Annotated in this window: 20 protein-coding genes and 1 tRNA gene; 13 read left to right on the top strand and 8 right to left on the bottom strand. The window is 60.3% G+C overall.

The window, feature by feature from the left end:
- Positions 1–3: 3 nt before the first annotated feature.
- The 7 genes from QMK50_RS15535 to QMK50_RS15505 form a co-directional block, all read right to left on the bottom strand.
- The gene (locus QMK50_RS15535; RefSeq protein ID WP_320333440.1) at positions 4–759 is read right to left on the bottom strand and encodes an ABC transporter substrate-binding protein; all 756 of its coding nucleotides are present in this window, start codon (positions 757–759) and stop codon (positions 4–6) included.
- 66 nt (positions 760–825) lie between these two features.
- A complete protein-coding gene (hisF, locus tag QMK50_RS15530; RefSeq protein ID WP_320333439.1) occupies positions 826–1,596 on the bottom strand; it encodes an imidazole glycerol phosphate synthase subunit HisF in 771 nt (256 codons plus the stop codon).
- A 9-nt stretch (positions 1,597–1,605) separates the two neighbouring features.
- A complete protein-coding gene (hisA, locus tag QMK50_RS15525; protein WP_095167373.1) occupies positions 1,606–2,343 on the bottom strand; it encodes a 1-(5-phosphoribosyl)-5-[(5-phosphoribosylamino)methylideneamino]imidazole-4-carboxamide isomerase in 738 nt (245 codons plus the stop codon).
- 42 nt (positions 2,344–2,385) lie between these two features.
- Positions 2,386–2,643: a DUF2164 domain-containing protein gene (locus QMK50_RS15520; protein ID WP_095167374.1), complete on the bottom strand. Its 258-nt coding sequence runs from the start codon at positions 2,641–2,643 to the stop codon at positions 2,386–2,388.
- Positions 2,644–3,282, bottom strand: coding sequence for an imidazole glycerol phosphate synthase subunit HisH (gene hisH, locus QMK50_RS15515; RefSeq protein ID WP_159993210.1), 639 nt, complete (start codon positions 3,280–3,282; stop codon positions 2,644–2,646).
- Positions 3,282–3,875 carry an imidazoleglycerol-phosphate dehydratase HisB gene (gene hisB / locus QMK50_RS15510; protein ID WP_095167520.1) on the bottom strand — a complete coding sequence of 198 codons (594 nt, stop codon included), beginning with the start codon at positions 3,873–3,875 and terminating at the stop codon, positions 3,282–3,284. The genes hisH and hisB overlap by 1 nt, the downstream gene beginning before the upstream one ends.
- A gap of 243 nt (positions 3,876–4,118) precedes the next feature.
- A complete protein-coding gene (locus QMK50_RS15505; RefSeq protein WP_320333438.1) occupies positions 4,119–5,780 on the bottom strand; it encodes an OFA family MFS transporter in 1,662 nt (553 codons plus the stop codon).
- Between the two features lie 251 nt (positions 5,781–6,031).
- On the opposite strand from QMK50_RS15505, the gene QMK50_RS15500 reads away from it, so the two are divergent.
- From QMK50_RS15500 to QMK50_RS15480, 5 genes are all read left to right on the top strand, one after another.
- Positions 6,032–8,257 (top strand): AsmA family protein, encoded by a 2,226-nt coding sequence (locus QMK50_RS15500; RefSeq protein WP_320333437.1) that lies wholly within the window; start codon positions 6,032–6,034, stop codon positions 8,255–8,257.
- Positions 8,254–9,321 carry an A/G-specific adenine glycosylase gene (mutY, locus tag QMK50_RS15495; RefSeq protein WP_159993204.1) on the top strand — a complete coding sequence of 356 codons (1,068 nt, stop codon included), beginning with the start codon at positions 8,254–8,256 and terminating at the stop codon, positions 9,319–9,321. The genes QMK50_RS15500 and mutY overlap by 4 nt, the downstream gene beginning before the upstream one ends.
- Entirely contained in the window at positions 9,318–9,590 is a 273-nt protein-coding gene (locus QMK50_RS15490; protein WP_095167384.1) for an oxidative damage protection protein, read from the top strand. Before mutY ends, QMK50_RS15490 begins: the two co-directional genes overlap by 4 nt.
- Before the next feature lie 103 nt (positions 9,591–9,693).
- A tRNA-Phe gene (locus QMK50_RS15485) sits at positions 9,694–9,769 on the top strand.
- A gap of 113 nt (positions 9,770–9,882) precedes the next feature.
- On the top strand, positions 9,883–10,962 hold the full coding sequence (locus QMK50_RS15480) for a hypothetical protein (RefSeq protein WP_320333436.1): 1,080 nt from the start codon (positions 9,883–9,885) through the stop codon (positions 10,960–10,962).
- 49 nt (positions 10,963–11,011) lie between these two features.
- On the opposite strand, the gene QMK50_RS15475 is transcribed toward QMK50_RS15480, so the two are convergent.
- Positions 11,012–11,461: a carboxypeptidase regulatory-like domain-containing protein gene (locus QMK50_RS15475; protein ID WP_159993200.1), complete on the bottom strand. Its 450-nt coding sequence runs from the start codon at positions 11,459–11,461 to the stop codon at positions 11,012–11,014.
- 260 nt (positions 11,462–11,721) lie between these two features.
- On the opposite strand from QMK50_RS15475, the gene QMK50_RS15470 reads away from it, so the two are divergent.
- The 8 genes from QMK50_RS15470 (at position 11,722) to QMK50_RS15435 (ending at position 17,588) form a co-directional block, all read left to right on the top strand.
- On the top strand, positions 11,722–12,774 hold the full coding sequence (locus QMK50_RS15470) for a PDDEXK nuclease domain-containing protein (protein ID WP_320333435.1): 1,053 nt from the start codon (positions 11,722–11,724) through the stop codon (positions 12,772–12,774).
- Between the two features lie 71 nt (positions 12,775–12,845).
- Positions 12,846–13,820 (top strand): alpha/beta fold hydrolase, encoded by a 975-nt coding sequence (locus QMK50_RS15465; protein ID WP_320333434.1) that lies wholly within the window; start codon positions 12,846–12,848, stop codon positions 13,818–13,820.
- A 39-nt stretch (positions 13,821–13,859) separates the two neighbouring features.
- Positions 13,860–14,276, top strand: a complete 417-nt coding sequence (locus QMK50_RS15460) for a hypothetical protein (RefSeq protein ID WP_159993198.1) — start codon at positions 13,860–13,862, stop codon at positions 14,274–14,276.
- Between the two features lie 5 nt (positions 14,277–14,281).
- Positions 14,282–14,734, top strand: coding sequence for a hypothetical protein (locus tag QMK50_RS15455; protein ID WP_159993196.1), 453 nt, complete (start codon positions 14,282–14,284; stop codon positions 14,732–14,734).
- Between the two features lie 180 nt (positions 14,735–14,914).
- Positions 14,915–15,145: a type II toxin-antitoxin system VapB family antitoxin gene (gene vapB / locus QMK50_RS15450; RefSeq protein ID WP_320333433.1), complete on the top strand. Its 231-nt coding sequence runs from the start codon at positions 14,915–14,917 to the stop codon at positions 15,143–15,145.
- Positions 15,145–15,552, top strand: a complete 408-nt coding sequence (gene vapC / locus QMK50_RS15445; protein ID WP_320333432.1) for a type II toxin-antitoxin system tRNA(fMet)-specific endonuclease VapC — start codon at positions 15,145–15,147, stop codon at positions 15,550–15,552. Before vapB ends, vapC begins: the two co-directional genes overlap by 1 nt.
- A gap of 493 nt (positions 15,553–16,045) precedes the next feature.
- Entirely contained in the window at positions 16,046–16,819 is a 774-nt protein-coding gene (locus QMK50_RS15440; RefSeq protein WP_095167396.1) for an ABC transporter ATP-binding protein, read from the top strand.
- A gap of 13 nt (positions 16,820–16,832) precedes the next feature.
- Entirely contained in the window at positions 16,833–17,588 is a 756-nt protein-coding gene (locus QMK50_RS15435) for an ABC transporter substrate-binding protein (RefSeq protein ID WP_095167398.1), read from the top strand.
- Positions 17,589–17,601: the final 13 nt, after the last annotated feature.

Raw genomic sequence — 17,601 nt, 5'->3', positions numbered from 1 at the left:
TGGTTACAGATACTTCGCCATGATGTCGTCCACCACGCCTTCTTTGCGCAGCTGATCCAGCGCTGTCTGAAGCTTGGCGACGGTTTCATCCGGCACGTCTTTATTCAACGCCAGATACAACTGCGCGCTATGGAAACGCAGGACCGTCTTGAGGCCCGTGACCCCGTCCTGGCGCGCCAGATAGCGCCCGGCAGGGTCACCGGTGGCCCACAGGTCAATCTGGCCATTGAGCAGTTTTTTCGCGTTGTCCTGATCGCGTAGCACCACGATCGGCTTGAGTCCCTGCTTGGCCAATGTCTCGGCGATGGCGTCGCCCTTGTAGGCGCCGATCTTGTATTTGCGCGCATCTTCCAGGGTCTGCAGGGTGATTTTGCTGTCGGCCTTGGCCAGCATGATCCAGTCGTCCGGACCAATAGGGCCGACCCACTTGAAGAGGTTTTCGCGGTCTGGCAAGCGCGCCATGACGAACACCCCGTATCCGGGATTTTCCAGGGCGAGTTTGTAGACTCGCTCCCAGGGGAAACGCAGGGTCAGGCTGTAGGTGATGTTGGCCCGCTTTAGCATCTCGCGAACGATGTCCACGGCGATGCCATTGATGTTCTCGTCCTGAGCGAAGTTTTTGCCGTTCTTCGCCATGTTGTAGGGCGGGAAGTTTTCCGTCAGCAAGACCAGGTCGATATCGGTTTTTTCAGCGGCCCGTAGCACGCCGCAGAACAGTAACGAAGTACTGGCAAGAACGAGGAAAAGGCGTCTGAGCATGTCGGCTACCGCAATCCATTGGCGTGCCCAAGCTTGCCTTGAGCCCGCCATGCTGTCCACTGGCCTTTATCGAACCACAATCCCGCGCGCCGCCATGTAGGCCTTCGCTTCCGGCACGGTGTATTCGCCGAAGTGAAAGATACTGGCCGCCAACACTGCACTGGCGTGACCTTCGAGGATACCGTTAGCCAAGTGCTGCAGATTGCCGACGCCGCCGGAAGCGATCACCGGGATCCCCAGGGCATCACTGATGGCGCGGGTCACGCCCAGGTCGAAGCCGTTTTTCATGCCGTCCTGGTCCATGCTGGTCAGGAGGATTTCCCCGGCCCCCAGGCCTTCCATCTTCTTCGCCCACTCCACCGCATCCAGCCCGGTGGGTTTGCGCCCGCCGTGGGTGAAGATTTCCCAGCGCGGGGTTTCGCCCGGCAGGGAGACTTTCTTCGCGTCGATGGCCACGACGATGCACTGCGAGCCGAAATGCTGCGCGGCTTCGCCGACGAACTCCGGGTTGAACACCGCCGCGGTGTTGATCGAGACCTTGTCCGCACCGGCATTGAGCAGGTTGCGAATGTCTTGCACGGTGCGTACACCACCGCCCACGGTCAGCGGAATGAACACCTGGCTGGCCATGCGCTCGACGGTATGCAAAGTAGTGTCGCGGCCATCGACGCTGGCGGTGATGTCGAGAAAGGTAATCTCATCGGCACCCTGCTCGTCGTAGCGACGAGCGATTTCCACCGGGTCGCCGGCGTCACGGATGTTTTCGAACTTCACACCTTTGACGACCCGGCCGTTGTCCACGTCCAGGCAAGGGATGATGCGTTTGGCCAGCGCCATGGTCAGTCCTCAGCCTTGGTACGAGTCGCAGAAGGCTTGCGCCTCGGCAACGTCGAGGGTGCCTTCGTAGATCGCCCGGCCGGTGATGGCGCCGATGATGCCCGGTGCGCGAGCGTCGAGCAGCGACTTGATGTCACCCAGGTTGTGGATACCGCCGGAGGCAATTACCGGAATCCGGGTGGCCGCAGCCAGGGCAGCGGTGTACGACACGTTGCAACCCTGCATCATGCCGTCTTTGGCGATGTCGGTATAAACGATGGCAGACACGCCATCGGATTCGAATTGCTTGGCCAGGTCGATGACGTTCACGGTGCTGATTTCAGCCCAGCCGTCAGTGGCGACAAAACCGTCCTTGGCGTCCAGGCCAACAATCACCTTGCCCGCAAATGCGCGGCAGGCTTCGGCGACGAAGGCCGGATCTTTGACTGCCTTGGTGCCGATGATCACGTAGCTCACGCCCGCCTTGACGTAGTGCTCGATGGTTTCCAGCGAGCGGATGCCACCGCCGATCTGGATCGGCAGGTTCGGGTAGCGCTTGGCGATGGCGGTCACTACTTCGCCGTTGACCGGCTGGCCTTCGAACGCGCCGTTCAGGTCGACCAGATGCAGACGACGGCAACCGCCCTCTACCCACTTGGCAGCCATGCTCACCGGGTCATCGGAGAACACTGTGGAATCTTCCATGCGGCCCTGGCGCAGACGTACACAGGCACCGTCCTTGAGATCGATAGCGGGAATAATCAGCATCTGGCAAACCTTCAAATTCGATTTTTCAGCATTGCTCGGAAATCAGTTTTTCTCGAGCGCCCACAGGTCGCTTTCGATGCTTTCAAACCTCTCTTTGAGGTGTGTCTGCACATCGAAAATCGCCCTGTTGTAATAGTGCGGAGCAATTTCGCGGGTAAACAGCTCAAGGATTTCGCCCGCTTCGAACGAACCCAGGTCCAGTTCGAAGCGGTCCTCCATGAAGCGCTTGATCTTGTGATTGGCCTCGTTCTCCTGTTCAGGAGTGAGGGTCAGGATCGGCGGCTTCTTCTTCACGGCCATTTACCAGCGACCATCCCACGCCGCGAAGTTCTGCAGCAATTGCAGGCCATGGGTATGGCTCTTCTCAGGGTGGAACTGCACCGCGAAACGCGAGCCTTCGGCCAGCGCAGCGGCGAAGTCGACGCCGTAGTGACCGCCACCGACCACCTGCCGCGGGTTACCGGCGGCGATGTAGTAGCTGTGCACAAAATAGAAGCGCGCCAGGTCCGGGATGTTGTGCCACAGCGGGTGATCCACCACCTGTTGCACTTCGTTCCAGCCCATGTGCGGGACTTTCAGGTGTTCGCCGTCTTCATGCAGGCCCTTGCCGAAGAACTTCACCGCACCTGGAAACAGGCCGATGCAGTCGACGCCGTCATTCTCTTCACTGTGTTCGAGCAGGGCTTGCATGCCGACACAAATGCCGAGGAACGGACGGTCCTGGCTGACTTCGCGCACCAGCGAGTCGAAGCCCAGGCGACGGATCTCGGCCATGCAATCGCGAATCGCGCCAACACCGGGGAAAACCACCCGGTCGGCTTCGCGAATCACATTGGCATCGCTGGTGATCAGCACCTTGCCGGCACCTACGTGTTCGAGGGCCTTGGCCACCGAGTGCAGGTTACCCATGCCGTAATCGATAACCGCGACCGTCTGCATTACAGAACGCCCTTGGTCGAAGGCATTTGCCCGGCCATGCGCTCATCGAGCTCGACGGCCATGCGCAGGGCGCGGCCGAAAGCCTTGAACACGGTTTCGATCTGGTGGTGGGTGTTGGTGCCACGCAGGTTGTCGATGTGCAGGCTGACGTTGGCGTGGTTGACGAAACCCTGGAAAAATTCCTGGAACAGGTCGACGTCAAAACCACCCACGGTTGCGCGGGTATAGGGAACATGCATCTGCAAGCCAGGACGGCCGGAGAAGTCGATCACCACGCGCGACAGCGCTTCATCGAGCGGCACATAGGCGTGGCCGTAGCGACGGATGCCTTTCTTGTCGCCGATGGCTTTGCTGAAGGCTTGCCCCAAGGTGATACCGACGTCTTCCACGGTGTGGTGGTCGTCGATATGCAGGTCGCCCTTGCACTCGATATCCAGGTCGATCAGCCCGTGTCGGGCGATCTGGTCCAGCATGTGCTCAAGAAAAGGTACACCGATATTAAATCGGGCCTTTCCGGTGCCATCCAGGTTGATCGAGGCTTTGATCTGGGTTTCCAGAGTGTCGCGCTCGACGGACGCCATACGTTCGGCCATCACCAGCTCCGCAAAATCATTGGGCGAAAAAGGCATCCATTATAGGCACGGCGGCGGCAAACAGAAACACGCCAAATGATATCCCTGACCGGTTGAAGCCAATGTGGCCGGGGATATACCTGTCATGACATGTATGAGCCTGAGCGCTGTCGAGCGTGGTGTATCAGGCACACCGCGCTGCCGTTTGTCGCGAGCAAGCGTTGCTCCGACGGGGTTCGCGGTGTGCCGGGTAGTGCGCGTTGACTAGTGAAACAGCACTGCCGTCTTCTGCAGGGTCACCCATACGCCCCACGCCAGCGGAATCCCCACCACCAGCCAGGCCGCCACGGCCAACGGCACGCTGGCCGACGACGCCTTCCACTCCAGCACCGTAGTGCTGTCGGCGCCTTTGTCGTGCCCCAGGGCCTGTTCTGCTGCGAGCTCGGCGTCGGTCATGAAGTACTTGTCTGCCACTGGACGCACCAGCAGGTTGCAGAGGAACCCCAACACCAGCAGGCCGGCGAGAATGTACAAGGTGATGTCATAGGCCGCTGCGCGCTCGACGCCGATGCTCAGCTGATACTCACGCAGGTAGTTCACCAGCACCGGGCCAAGCACGCCCGCCGCCGCCCAGGCCGTCAGCAGGCGACCGTGGATCGCCCCGACCATCTGGGTGCCGAACAGGTCGGCCAGGTACGCCGGCACCGTGGCGAAACCACCGCCGTACATCGACAGGATGATGCAGAACGCGGCGACGAACAGCGAGACGTTGCCCAGATGCCCGAGGTTCGGGATCAGCGCATACAGGGCAAAACCCAGGGCGAAGAACACAAAGTAGGTGTTTTTGCGCCCCAGGTAGTCGGAGAACGACGCCCAGAAGAACCGCCCGCCAATGTTGAACAAACTCAGCAACCCGGTAAAACCGGCGGCGATGGCCGCGATCGAGGCCAGTTGCCCGGCGTCCAGTTGACCGAATGCCAAATCGTTACCCAGCAACTTGCCGCCAAACACTTCCTGCAGCAGCGGCGAGGCCATGCCGAGAATGCCGATCCCGGCCGATACATTGAGGCACAACACCAGCCATACCAGGCGGAACTGCGGGGTTTTCCACGCCACATTCACGTGTACGTGACGATGGGTAATCATCGCGTTGGCGACTTTTTTCGCCGGCGGGGTCCAGCCCTCAGGCTTCCAGCCGGTCGGCGGCACGCGGTACGACAGCGCCCCGCCGATCATGAACACGAAGTAAATCGCCGCCATCACCAGGAAGCTCTGCCAGACGCCGACTCCGCCTGGCGAGGCGAAATGCCCCATCAACGCGGCTGCCAGCGGCGCACCGACCATGGCCCCGCCACCAAATCCCATGATCGCCATGCCGGTGGCCATGCCGCGCTTGTCCGGGAACCACTTGATCAGGGTCGACACCGGGGAGATGTAGCCCAGGCCCAGGCCGATCCCACCGATCACCCCGGAACCGAGCCACATCAGCCAGATCTGGTGGGTATAGATACCCAGCGCGGAAACCAACAGGCCACCACACCAGCACAGTGCCGACACCACACCGGCCTTGCGCGGCCCGGCATGTTCCAGCCAGCCGCCCCAGATAGCCGCCGAACAACCGAGGAAGATGAAAAACAGGGTGTAGATCCAGCCGAGCATCGAGATCGGCCAGTCACACTGGGACGAGAACACCTGGGCGATAAAGCTCATGTCCGGCGCGCACGCTACGGGCGCGGTCACACCAAGGGCCTTGGACAGCGGTAGCCAAAACACCGAAAAGCCATAGGCCATGCCGATGCACAGGTGAATGGCCAGTGCGGCCGGTGGCACCAGCCAGCGGTTGAAACCGGGCTTGGCGATGATGCGTTCCTTGGACAGGAACGTCGGCGGGGGCGCAATAATGCCCGCCTCGGTGCTCGTGCTCATGTGTGTTTCCCCCAATTATTAGTATGGTTCGCCCGCCACTCCTCACCCACAGCCTTGTTTGCACATTGGCATGGCCGTTTTATCGAGTGAGGGTGCGTCTGGCGCGACAACCGGTCGCAGCGAGGCAGGCGGACGGGCGAAGATTACCATTTGCCCGTGAGAGAAAAACCAGTCACTGACCAGTCGTCAGTTTCGGAGCGCTATACTCCCCCGCTAAATTTCGAATTCGACTCTCTACAAGGACTCGCCCCATGAAAGCGTTCGGCAAAATCCTGGGTCTGGTACTTCTCGGGCTGTTGCTGGTCATTGTGGCCCTGGGCTTTGCCCTGACCCACTTCTTTGATCCCAATGACTACAAAGACGAGATTCGCCAGATTGCCCGCGACAAGGCCCACATCGAGCTGACGCTCAATGGCGACATTGGCTGGAGCCTGTTCCCCTGGCTCGGCCTGGAACTGCACGAAGCCAGTGTCGCGACCCTGAGCAACCCCAAGGCACCGTTCGCCGACCTGCAGATGCTGGGTCTTTCGGTGCGGGTCTTGCCGTTGCTGCGCCGCGAAGTACAGATGAGCGACGTCCGGGTCGAAGGCCTGAACCTGCGCCTGAACCGCGACAAGGATGGCCACGGCAACTGGGAAGACATCGGCAAGGCCGTGCCGGTCGCGGGCCAGCCCGAGGTAGCGGCGACCAGCAGCGACACCACTGCCAGCGCTCCGGTCCCGACAGAGAAACCCGCCCAGCCGATTCGCCTCGATATCGACAGCCTGACCGTGAATAACGCCCGGGTGGAGTACACCGACGAGCGCACCGGCAAGCAATTCACCGCCGAGAGCATCCAGCTGAGCACCGGTCCCGTGCACGATGCGACCAATATCGACGTCAAGTTGACCGCGTTCCTCTCCAGTAACCAACCCGCACTGCGGGTGCGCACCGAGCTCAATGGCGAACTGCGCTTCGAACGCGCGCTGCAGCGCTACAAGTTCGAAGACATGAAACTGTCAGGCGAACTGACCGGAGAACCGCTGCAAGGCAAGGCCGTAACCTTTGCCGCCCAAGGGCAGGTATTCCTCGATAAAGCGGCGAACGTCGCCGAATGGACGGGCATCAAGCTGTCCGTCAATCAATTGCGCGCACTCGGTGAACTGAAGGCCAATGACCTCGACAAGACCCCGCAAATCAGCGGCGCCCTGTCGATCGCCCAGTTCGACCTGGCCAAGTTTGTCGACAGCATCGGCCAGAAACTCCCGGCCATGGCCGAGGGCAGCCTGAGCAAAGTCGAACTGGTCAGCCGCCTGGCCGCGACCCCCACCAGCCTGTCGCTGGACAACATCAACCTGAAACTCGACGACAGCACCTTCAGTGGCCGCATCGCCGTCGAGGACTTCGCCAAACAAGCGCTGCGCGTGCAGCTCAAGGCCGACACCTTCAACGCTGATCGCTACCTGCCGCCCAAGTCCGCCGATGCCAACAGTGCAGCGGTGGCCCGCCAGGCGGAAGTCAGCAGCACCGAAGCCGATGCCCTGGCCGGCGCCGGCAGCACGCCCCTGCCGAACGCCCCGACCAAAGGTGCGTGGAGCAACGACAAGCTGATCCCGGCCGAGCGCCTGAGCAAGCTCGACCTCGACGCCGACCTGACCTTCGGCCAACTGACCCTCAGCCAACTGCCAATCCACAACGCAGCCCTCAAGGCCACCGGCCAGGGCGGCTTGCTGACCCTGCAAAACCTCAGTGGCGAGCTGTACAACGGCACCTTCAACGCCAAGGGCACCCTCGATGTGCGCCAGCCGGTGCCGGCCTTGAGCATGCAGACGGCGATCAACCGGGTGCCTGCGGAAAAAATTCTCGAGAGCCAAGGCAAAAACCCACCGGTCAAGGGCCTGATCACGCTCAACAGCCAGCTCACCGCCAACGGCAACAGCCAGAAAACTCTGATCGACAGCCTCAACGGCAACGCCAGCTTCGTCATCAACAATGGCGTGCTGCTCAACGCCAACCTCGAACAGCAGTTGTGCAAAGGCATCGCCACCCTCAACCGCAAGACCCTCAGCGGCGAGCCACGGGGCAAGGACACGCCGTTCCAGGAACTCAAGGGCAACCTGACCTTGCGTAATGGCGTCGCCAGCAATCCAGACCTGAAAGTGCGTATCCCGGGGATGACCGTCAACGGCAACGGCGACGTCGACCTGCGCGTGCTGGGCATGGATTACCGCGTCGGCATCATTGTCGAAGGCGACCAGCGCGACATGCCGGACCCGGCCTGCCAGGTTGGCGAGAAATTCGTCGGTATCGAGTGGCCGCTGCGCTGCCGCGGCCCACTGGAGCTCGGCGCCAAGGCCTGCCGCCTGGACAACGAGCGCCTCGGCCAGGTCGCCAGCAAACTGGCCGGCGACAAGCTCAGTGAGAAAATCGATGAAAAACTCGGCGACAAAGTCAGCCCGGAACTGAAGAACGCGCTCAAGGGGCTGTTCAAACGATGAGAGCCGAGCAATTTTCAACGGCGGTGCTGGACTGGTACGACCGCCACGGCCGCCATGACCTGCCCTGGCAACAGGGCATCACCCCATACCGGGTGTGGGTCTCGGAAATCATGCTGCAGCAGACCCAGGTCAGCACTGTGCTGAACTACTTCGACCGTTTCATGGCGTCGTTGCCCACGGTCCAGGACCTGGCCGCCGCACCGGAAGATGAAGTGCTGCACCTGTGGACCGGGCTGGGCTACTACACCCGCGCGCGCAATTTGCAAAAGACCGCGAAGATCATCGTCGAGCAGTACGGCGGCGAATTCCCCCAGGATGTGGAAAAACTCACCGACCTGCCGGGTATCGGCCTGTCCACCGCGGGCGCCATCGCCAGCCTGAGCATGGGCCTGCGGGCGCCGATCCTCGACGGCAACGTCAAGCGGGTGCTGGCGCGTTTTACCGCACAAGAGGGTTATCCAGGCGAGCCCAAGGTTGCCAAGCAGCTGTGGGCCACCGCCGAACGCTTCACCCCCCACGACCGCGTCAACGCCTACACCCAGGCGATGATGGACATGGGCGCAACGCTTTGCACCCGCAGCAAGCCAAGCTGCCTGCTGTGCCCGCTGGAAAAGGGCTGTGAAGCGCACATGCTCGGCCTGGAAACCCGCTACCCGATCCCCAAGCCGCGCAAAACCGTACCCCAGAAACGTACGCTGATGCCGCTGCTGGCCAACCGCGACGGCGCCATCCTGCTTTACCGGCGCCCCTCCACCGGCCTTTGGGGCGGTTTATGGAGCCTGCCGGAGCTGGATGACCTCGGCGACCTGGAGCACCTGGCCCTGCAACACTCGCTGCAACTGGGCAAACACACCGAGCTGGCGAACCTGATCCACACCTTCAGTCATTTCCAGTTGGCCATCGAACCCTGGCTGGTTCAGGTCGAGGAGGCCGGCCATCACGTGGCCGAGGCCGACTGGCTCTGGTATAACCTCGCCACCCCGCCGCGCCTGGGCCTCGCCGCCCCGGTGAAAAAACTGCTCAAGCGCGCGGCCGACGTATTGAACGCAGGAGAGTCGTCATGACCCGCACCATCATGTGCCGCAAGTACAACGAAGAACTGCCGGGCCTGGAGCGCGCGCCCTTCCCGGGAGCCAAAGGCCAGGACATTTTTGACCACGTGTCGCAAAAGGCCTGGGCCGACTGGCAAAAACACCAGACCCTGCTGATCAACGAAAAACGCTTGAACATGATGAACGCCGAAGATCGCAAATATCTTCAGGGCGAGATGGACAAGTTCTTCTCCGGCGAGGATTACGCCAAAGCCGAAGGCTACGTGCCGCCTGCTGAGTAATTGCGTAGATACCGGGGTCGGATCGTAAGCGACGGTAATAATTAAAATTTTTTTGAAAACTTGCTTGACGACCCCCTGAAAAACCAGTTTAATGCGCCCCGTTGCCCAGATAGCTCAGTCGGTAGAGCAGGGGATTGAAAATCCCCGTGTCGGCGGTTCGATTCCGTCTCTGGGCACCAAATACCGAAAACCCTGAATCGCAAGATTCAGGGTTTTTTTATGCCCGTAGAAAACTGAAGATGCTCAAATAGCCCGTCGCCGTACCCGCATCTTCACAAGGACACCTCTACGCATGGACAGGCAAAGCACGGGCAACCCCGGCCCATCCGAACCTTTCCAGGCCCTGGACAAGGTTTTCAAGTTCATCGAAAAGCACAACTGGAAGCTGTTCCACTTCGCCTCCCTGGCTTTCGGCTTCCTGATCTTCCTGATCTATTTTGGCCAAAACCACTTCTACCCCGACTTCGACCTGTTCGGCTTCGTATCGCTTCTGGCGGCAGCAGCCCTCATGGGGTGCGTCATCGTGCTGCTGATCGGCTTTGGCTTCACCGCCCCCGGGTGGATCTGGTCAGAAGTATTCTTCAGCGACAAACCCGTGGATGAAGAGCTGAAGTATCGAATCAACGGCAACACTCCCAAGACAAATCTCGACCGACGCCTGATCAACCGCTATTTTTTCGCCCCCGGGTTCTGCAGCCTCGCCGTCTTGTGGCTGGCTCTGTATTTTTTACAGGACGGCCACGCCTTTACCCTCGGCTTGCTGGCCGGGCCACTGGCGATCGGCATCGCGTTCGGCCTACCCCTGCAAAAAAACTACGAACTACCGTCCTATAGCTGGCTGAAGTTCGCCATCACAGCCTTCCTGACATTCCTTACCGGCAACCTCGTCGCACTACTGGCAACGACAGCCCTGGCCAGGGGAGCCCCCGGAATGGTCAAAACCCTGGGCGAATACCCGTTCATGGCCGTGTGCTTTTTGGCCTTGCTGATACTCCTCACGGTCATTACAGCCGTGATCCGGCAAAACCAGCGCCATGTGCTGATCGTCAGCCCACTGCTGGCCCTCCTGCTGATGTTTGGGGCCAATACCTGGAGCGTACTGCCCGGGAAAATCATCAGCGCCCTGGGGCTCGGCAATTATCAGGCAGAGCAGGTACTGCTGAGCAAAGAGCTCTGCGAGAAATACCAGGCGATCGAGAGCTATGGAGTCAAGGCCGATTGCGCCCTGAACCACGTTCACGTGGTCTGGTCGATGGGTGGCCTTAGCGTGATCAAGTGGTCATTTGCAGATCAGGAGATCAAGGTCAAAGTACCCAGTGCGGTCATCCTCTCCATCAGGCTGGCGGCACCAGACGCGCCTGGCAAACCCTGAACCACCACGACCCTGTCCTCAGTGACAGGGCCGGGACGACTGCAGGCAGCTACTGGGCATCATTCCAGTGAAAGACCAGATTACTTGCCCCGCCACTGCCAACATCTGCGGTATCACGCCGCTCCTCGCCATTGCGCGTGGCGATCACCGAATACTTGCCGGCGGGCAGCTTCACGTAGACCAGGGGACCGGCGTTATCCAGCGTCAGCACGGCTTGCCCTGGCGCCTTTTGCACCACTACATCGACATCGGCCGTGTATTGGTTCTGCGGGCCCACGGCAAAGGTCATGTGCAGGTTGTAGCCCTGGGCCTGCTCAATGGCTCGGGACTCGTCGAGGCCGATGCCGCCTGACAGGTAGGTAATTCCGTTTTGCTGCTGTGGCTGGGCTTGCACCCCGGCGCTGTCGATCGGCTCATAACTGGCGGCTTGCGCCAGCACGGGGAACAGCAACAAACCGACCGCCGCGAGTGGTAACAGGAACAAACGAACACGTTTCATGATGACAACTCCCGGGCTCTGTAGAACCCAATCGTTATCCCTTTTCGATTTCCGCCAGCACGACCAAGTTTCAGACTGATTTGAACTTGAGCCAACCACGAAAAGGACTACAGGACTCACCTGTCGAACTTCGCCCCCTCTGGCGGAATTCCAGCGCAACTACAGGTCTTTCCTGCAGACTTCCAGGCCCCGCCCTGCATCCAGTCCCACCCCACGACTGAGAAGCTCTCCCGCCTGTTCTTCCCAACGCGGAGCCCCTCATGAGCGCCATCGAACCCCAGTCCCAGGAGCCACAACTTGCCTCACTGCTGGGTAGTCTCGGCGACCTGATCCGCGAGGCGCGGCGCAAAGTATTGCGCGCAGTCGATACCACCCAGGTGCAGACCTGCTGGCAGATCGGGCGGCATATCGTCGAGTTCGAGCAGCAAGGCGCCAGGCGAGCGAGGTATGGCAAGCAACTGCTGGCGACGCTGGCGAGTGTGCTGACGGCGGAGTTTGGTAAAGGCTTTGATGAGCGCAATCTGCGGTACATGCGAGACTTCTACCAAACTTTCCCAATTTGGAACGCAGTGCGTTCCGAATTGTGCTGGTCTCATTACCGCAGGCTTTTGCGCGTCGAAAACGACCACGCCCGCCACTGGTACATGATCGAATCCGCCACCCAGAACTGGTCGACCCGGGCCCTGGAACGCCAGATCGGCACGCTCTACTACGAGCGCCTGCTGGCCAGCCGCGATCGTTCGACCGTGAAGCAGGAAGCCGCGACCCATATCCAGCAACTGCCGGCCACCCCCCGGGATTTCATCCGCGACCCGGTGGTGCTGGAGTTTCTTGGCCTGCCCAATGCCGGCTCGGTGCTGGAAACCGATCTGGAACAAGCCTTGATCAATCAGTTGCAAGGCTTCCTGCTGGAACTGGGCAAGGGTTTCGCCTTTATCGCCCGCCAGCAACGCATCAGCACCGACAGCAAAGACTTCTACATCGACCTGGTGTTCTACAACTACTTGCTCAAGTGCTTCGTTATCTTCGACATCAAGCGTGGCGAACTGAGCCATCAGGATGTGGGCCAGATGGACATGTACGTGCGCATGTATGACGACCTCAAGCGCGGTCCGGAAGACAGCCCCACCGTGGGCATCATCCTCTGCGCACAAAAGGATGAGTCGGTGGTCCGCTACTCCATGCTGCAAGGTCACGAACAGCTATTCGCCAGCAAGTACAAACTGGTGCTGCCCAGCGAGGAGGAACTGCGTGCGGAACTGGATCGTGAGCGGGTCATGCTCGAGCAACGGCTGATCAACCGACACCATTGACCACCCGGACGGATTGTCGACCCGCCAAAGGCAGACTATGGTTGGCAGCTACCCGCAAAGGTTGCGCGCCAATGAATTTGCAGGAAAGCCCTTCACTGACACCGACTCAAATCGAGCTGGAACTGCCGGCCAAGCCGCTTATGACCTCCTTCCGGGAGCCCGCCGCCGACGGTTTTGCCCTGGGTGGTTTCACCTGGCGGCATGCCGGCACCGACCAGTCCCGGGCAGTGGTGATCATCAACGCCGCCACTTCGGTGCGTTGCCGCCACTACTCGCGCTTTGCCGAATACCTGTGCGCCCATGGCTGCGACGTCATCACCTATGACTATCGGGGTATTGGCGAGTCGCGCCCAGCCTCGCTGAAAAACCTCGACGCCAGTTGGTCGGACTGGGGCCACCTGGACTTCGAGGCCATGCTCAAGCGTTCCCAGCGCGAGTTTCCTGGCCAGCCCATCGATGTTGTCGGCCATAGCTTTGGCGGCTGTGCCGCGGGATTGGCGAACTCGGGGCCGCTGATCCGGCGCCTGGTGACCGTCGGTGCACAGTTTGCCTACTGGCGCGACTACACCCCGGACCTGCGCTGGCGGATGTTCGGCAAGTGGCATGTGGTGATGCCGCTGGTGACCTGGCTCTGCGGTTACTTCCCCGGCAAACGCCTGGGCTGGCTGGAAGACACTCCGGCCGGCGTGGTGCGCGACTGGAGCCGATCCGCGCCGCGCTTCGAGCAGTGCCCCAGCGGCCGCGTGCTTGCCGCAAAAGTCGGCCAGCTACCTTTCGTCGCCGTTACCGCGAAAACCCTGGCAATCAGCCTCAGCGACGATCCCTACGGCACCGTTGCCGCCATCGAGCGCCTGCTGGGCTACTTCACCCGCAGTGCCAACACTCACCTGCGAATCGCCCCGCAAGACATCGGCGAGCAACAAGTCGGACATTTCGGCTTTTTTCGCAGCCCATACCAAGCCACACTATGGCCCATTGCATTGTCCTGGCTGCAACATGGCGAACTGGCCCCCGATCATCCCGGGCGGCGAGTCCCCCGTAGCTGACCGGCCTGCACCCTCTCGACGAGACACGGAACGACGCCCATGGCATCCGCGAACAAGCAGCAAAAACGCGCCACCCGCGCCAAAGCCAAGGCCAAGCAGAACCGCACCCAACGCGCGGCCGCGCCGGTGGACCTGGACCCGAACGACGATCGCATCGACTTCGAGTCAGTCGACCTGACCGAGCTGTTCAAGAAAATGATCGACGCCGAAAAGACCAGCCAGCAAGCCCTGTGCAGCGCCTTCCTCGAAGACCCGCTGCTGGAACTGGTGTACGAGCAGGAAGGCGAAGAAGGTGCCATGGACTTCATCCTGGCGGCCCTCATCGAATATCGCCAATGGTCCACCGAGACCGACGAAGCCGGCGCCCTGGCGTGGATCGAATCGCCAGCCTTCCAGGCTGACTACGTGGCGGCGTCCGACGCCATCGCGGCCAACACTCAACAGAAAGCGAACTGAATTACATGGCATCCCCGAACAAACAGCAAAAACGCGCCAAACGCGCCAAGGCCAAGGCCAAGCAGATCCGCATGGTCGGCAGAAAGCCGCTGGCACTGGATGACGAGACAGGCCACCTGGACGCGCCGATCCCCGAGTACACCCTGGCGATGTTCAGCAAGATGCACGCCGCAGAGGCCACCAGCCGCAATGACATGCTGTTGACCCTGCTGTCGAACCTCAGCGAGATCATCAACGAGCACCCAGATCTGCTCGACATGGAAAACGCCGAGAACGAAGCCATGGCCGCCACCCACCTGGCCGCCGACATGCTGATCGACTACCGCATGTGGGCCGACGGCATGGACCGCGAAACCGCCCAGGCCTGGCTCACCGAGCCGCAGTTCATCAGCGACTTCGGCAATGCCCTGGACAGCTACCGCGAATCCTTGGGCGAACCGGACGAAAAGGCCGAATAAACCCTGCAGTCCGCTAATCAGAACGGCCGCTCGTCACCCCTGACAGCGGCCGTTTTTCGTTAGCAGTCTTTACCATGCGTGCACGTACAACCCGTCGATCGGACAGCTGTATATCCCATTGACATATCCCGCCCAAAATCTATTCTTAAGCCTCGACAGCACCACAAATGGAGGAGACTCATGGAACAAACCACCCTTTTCCTGAGCAATCGCAGCCAGGCTGTCCGCTTGCCCAAGGCAGTCGCGATGCCCGCCGATGTGAAGCGCGTTGAGGTCATTGCCATTGGCCGTGCGCGTCTCATCACCCCGGCCGGAGAAGCCTGGGACAGTTGGTTCGATGGCGAAACGGTGACGGATGACTTTATGGCAGACCGTGAGCAGCCGGCCAATCAAGAGCGCGAGTTGTTCTGATGCTCAAATACATGCTCGACACCAATATCTGTATTTTCACCATCAAGAACAAACCCCAGATAGTGCGCGAAGCATTCAATCGTCATAACGGGCAATTGTGCATCAGCGCGGTCACTCTGATGGAGTTGATCTACGGTGCGGAAAAATCGGCCGCACCTGAAAAGAACCTCGCCATTATCGAGGGGCTGGCGGCTCGTCTTGACGTCTTGCCGTTCGACTATGAAGCCGCTGCCCACACCGGAATGATTCGCTCGGAACTTGCAAAAGCCGGAACCCCCATAGGTCCCTATGACCACATGATCGCCGGCCACGCACGCTCCCGAGGTTTCATTGTGGTAACCAACAACCTTCGTGAATTCCAGCGGGTTCCGGGATTGCGCGTCGAAGACTGGGTCCACCCCGCCTGAAATAAACCAACAGGGCGCTTCTTATTGCGCGCGAAATAATTGCGCCAAAATCTGTCATGACCTCACATTCCGCGGCCTGCACAAAGACCGAGCTCCAATGCTAAGCCATTGATGTTAATAGCACTTCGCCAGAACATTAACGTGCCATCCAGCCACCGGATGAATCGGCGCACCAAAAACACACAGAAAAAACCACTGGTGCACAATAAACGCGCCGATCAGGAACGAATGTCCGCTTAGCGCTTCCAACACCCGGCCAAAGCTGGCACCATCGCGCCTTTTTTTACGCTCCCCCCACGTAAACATGGCTTCAAACAGATGTTCGGTTGTTGATGGCGCGACAGTCTGCTGCGTCGATGCGACAACCGCGCACCACTTCCCGTGTGCACCCCGTGGGGCTGTTGGCCGCCATTCCAACGCTATGCTAGCTTGGCGCCTCGCCAGGAAGGCTGCCCAACAGCACAGGCACAACCGAACACAATGAGGACCGTACATGGCTGAGGCCACGCCCGCGCTTGAAATCCGCAACTTGCACAAACGCTACGGCCAGCTGGAGGTGCTCAAGGGCGTCTCGCTGACCGCACGCGACGGCGACGTGATCTCGATCCTGGGTTCCTCCGGCTCCGGCAAGTCCACGTTCCTGCGCTGCATCAACCTCCTGGAGAACCCCAACCAGGGGCAGATCCTGGTGGCTGGCGAAGAACTCAAGCTCAAGCCGGCAAAAAACGGCGAGCTGGTGGCCGCCGACGGCCGGCAGATCAACCGCCTGCGCAGCGAAATCGGTTTTGTGTTTCAAAACTTCAACCTGTGGCCGCACATGAGCGTGCTCGATAACATTATCGAAGCACCGCGCCGCGTGCTGGGGCAGAGCAAGGCCGAGGCCATCGAAGTCGCCGAAGCCCTGCTGGCCAAGGTTGGCATCGCCGATAAACGCCACGCGTACCCGGCGCAACTGTCCGGTGGCCAGCAACAACGCGCGGCCATTGCCCGCACCCTGGCGATGCAGCCCAAAGTGATTCTGTTCGATGAACCCACTTCGGCACTTGACCCGGAAATGGTTCAGGAAGTACTAAACGTGATCCGCGCCCTGGCCGAAGAAGGCCGCACCATGCTGCTGGTCACCCATGAAATGGGCTTCGCCCGTCAGGTCTCCAGTGAAGTTGTGTTCCTTCACCAGGGCTTGGTAGAAGAGCAAGGATCGCCACAGCAGGTGTTTGAAAACCCGCTTTCGGCGCGCTGCAAACAATTCATGTCCAGCAACCGCTAACGGAGCTACCCGCATGCAGAACTACAAGAAATTCATCCTGGCCGCTGCCGCCACTCTGGTGTTCTCGGCCAACGCAATGGCTGCCGAAAAACTCAAGATGGGCATCGAGGCGGCCTACCCGCCGTTCAACAACAAGGATGCCAGCGGCCAGGTAGTCGGTTTCGACAAAGACATCGGCGACGCCCTGTGCGCCAAGATGAAAGTCGAGTGCGAAGTTGTCACCTCTGACTGGGACGGCATCATCCCGGCCCTCAACGCCAAGAAGTTCGACTTCCTGGTGTCTTCGCTGTCGATCACCGACGAGCGCAAGCAGGCCGTGGACTTCACTGACCGCTACTACTCCAACAAGCTGCAATTCATCGCGCCGAAAAACGTCGACTTCAAGACCGACAAGTCCTACCTCAAAGGCAAGACCATCGGCACCCAGCGCGCGACCCTGGCCGGTACCTGGTTGGAAGACACCTACGGTGACGACATCAAGGTCAGCCTCTACGACACCCAGGAAAACGCCTACCTGGACCTGACCTCCGGTCGCGTCGACGGCATCCTGGCCGACAAGTACGCCAACTACGACTGGCTGAAAAGCGATGCCGGCAAGAACTACGAGTTCAAAGGCGACCCAGTGGTAGAAAGCGACGAAATCGGCATCGCGGTGCGCAAGGGTGACAACGAATTGCGCAACAAGCTGAACGCCGCTATCAAGGAAATCGTCGCTGACGGCACCTACAAGAAGATCAACGACAAGTACTTCCCGTTCAGCATCTACTGATCCTGACGTGCCT

It is taken from the genome of Pseudomonas sp. P5_152 (genome assembly GCF_033989915.1).
Classification (GTDB): domain Bacteria; phylum Pseudomonadota; class Gammaproteobacteria; order Pseudomonadales; family Pseudomonadaceae; genus Aquipseudomonas.
The sequence above is the reverse complement of the archived record's forward strand: the minus strand, read 5'-3'. Positions and strand labels throughout refer to the sequence as shown.

Coding starts and splice junctions, on each gene's coding strand:
- QMK50_RS15535 (WP_320333440.1), bottom strand. CDS start 759: ATGCTCAGACGCCTTTTCCTCGTTCTTGCCAGTACTTCGTTACTGTTC.
- hisF (WP_320333439.1), bottom strand. CDS start 1,596: ATGGCGCTGGCCAAACGCATCATCCCTTGCCTGGACGTGGACAACGGC.
- hisA (WP_095167373.1), bottom strand. CDS start 2,343: ATGCTGATTATTCCCGCTATCGATCTCAAGGACGGTGCCTGTGTACGT.
- QMK50_RS15520 (WP_095167374.1), bottom strand. CDS start 2,643: ATGGCCGTGAAGAAGAAGCCGCCGATCCTGACCCTCACTCCTGAACAG.
- hisH (WP_159993210.1), bottom strand. CDS start 3,282: ATGCAGACGGTCGCGGTTATCGATTACGGCATGGGTAACCTGCACTCG.
- hisB (WP_095167520.1), bottom strand. CDS start 3,875: ATGGCCGAACGTATGGCGTCCGTCGAGCGCGACACTCTGGAAACCCAG.
- QMK50_RS15505 (WP_320333438.1), bottom strand. CDS start 5,780: ATGAGCACGAGCACCGAGGCGGGCATTATTGCGCCCCCGCCGACGTTC.
- QMK50_RS15500 (WP_320333437.1), top strand. CDS start 6,032: ATGAAAGCGTTCGGCAAAATCCTGGGTCTGGTACTTCTCGGGCTGTTG.
- mutY (WP_159993204.1), top strand. CDS start 8,254: ATGAGAGCCGAGCAATTTTCAACGGCGGTGCTGGACTGGTACGACCGC.
- QMK50_RS15490 (WP_095167384.1), top strand. CDS start 9,318: ATGACCCGCACCATCATGTGCCGCAAGTACAACGAAGAACTGCCGGGC.
- QMK50_RS15480 (WP_320333436.1), top strand. CDS start 9,883: ATGGACAGGCAAAGCACGGGCAACCCCGGCCCATCCGAACCTTTCCAG.
- QMK50_RS15475 (WP_159993200.1), bottom strand. CDS start 11,461: ATGAAACGTGTTCGTTTGTTCCTGTTACCACTCGCGGCGGTCGGTTTG.
- QMK50_RS15470 (WP_320333435.1), top strand. CDS start 11,722: ATGAGCGCCATCGAACCCCAGTCCCAGGAGCCACAACTTGCCTCACTG.
- QMK50_RS15465 (WP_320333434.1), top strand. CDS start 12,846: ATGAATTTGCAGGAAAGCCCTTCACTGACACCGACTCAAATCGAGCTG.
- QMK50_RS15460 (WP_159993198.1), top strand. CDS start 13,860: ATGGCATCCGCGAACAAGCAGCAAAAACGCGCCACCCGCGCCAAAGCC.
- QMK50_RS15455 (WP_159993196.1), top strand. CDS start 14,282: ATGGCATCCCCGAACAAACAGCAAAAACGCGCCAAACGCGCCAAGGCC.
- vapB (WP_320333433.1), top strand. CDS start 14,915: ATGGAACAAACCACCCTTTTCCTGAGCAATCGCAGCCAGGCTGTCCGC.
- vapC (WP_320333432.1), top strand. CDS start 15,145: ATGCTCAAATACATGCTCGACACCAATATCTGTATTTTCACCATCAAG.
- QMK50_RS15440 (WP_095167396.1), top strand. CDS start 16,046: ATGGCTGAGGCCACGCCCGCGCTTGAAATCCGCAACTTGCACAAACGC.
- QMK50_RS15435 (WP_095167398.1), top strand. CDS start 16,833: ATGCAGAACTACAAGAAATTCATCCTGGCCGCTGCCGCCACTCTGGTG.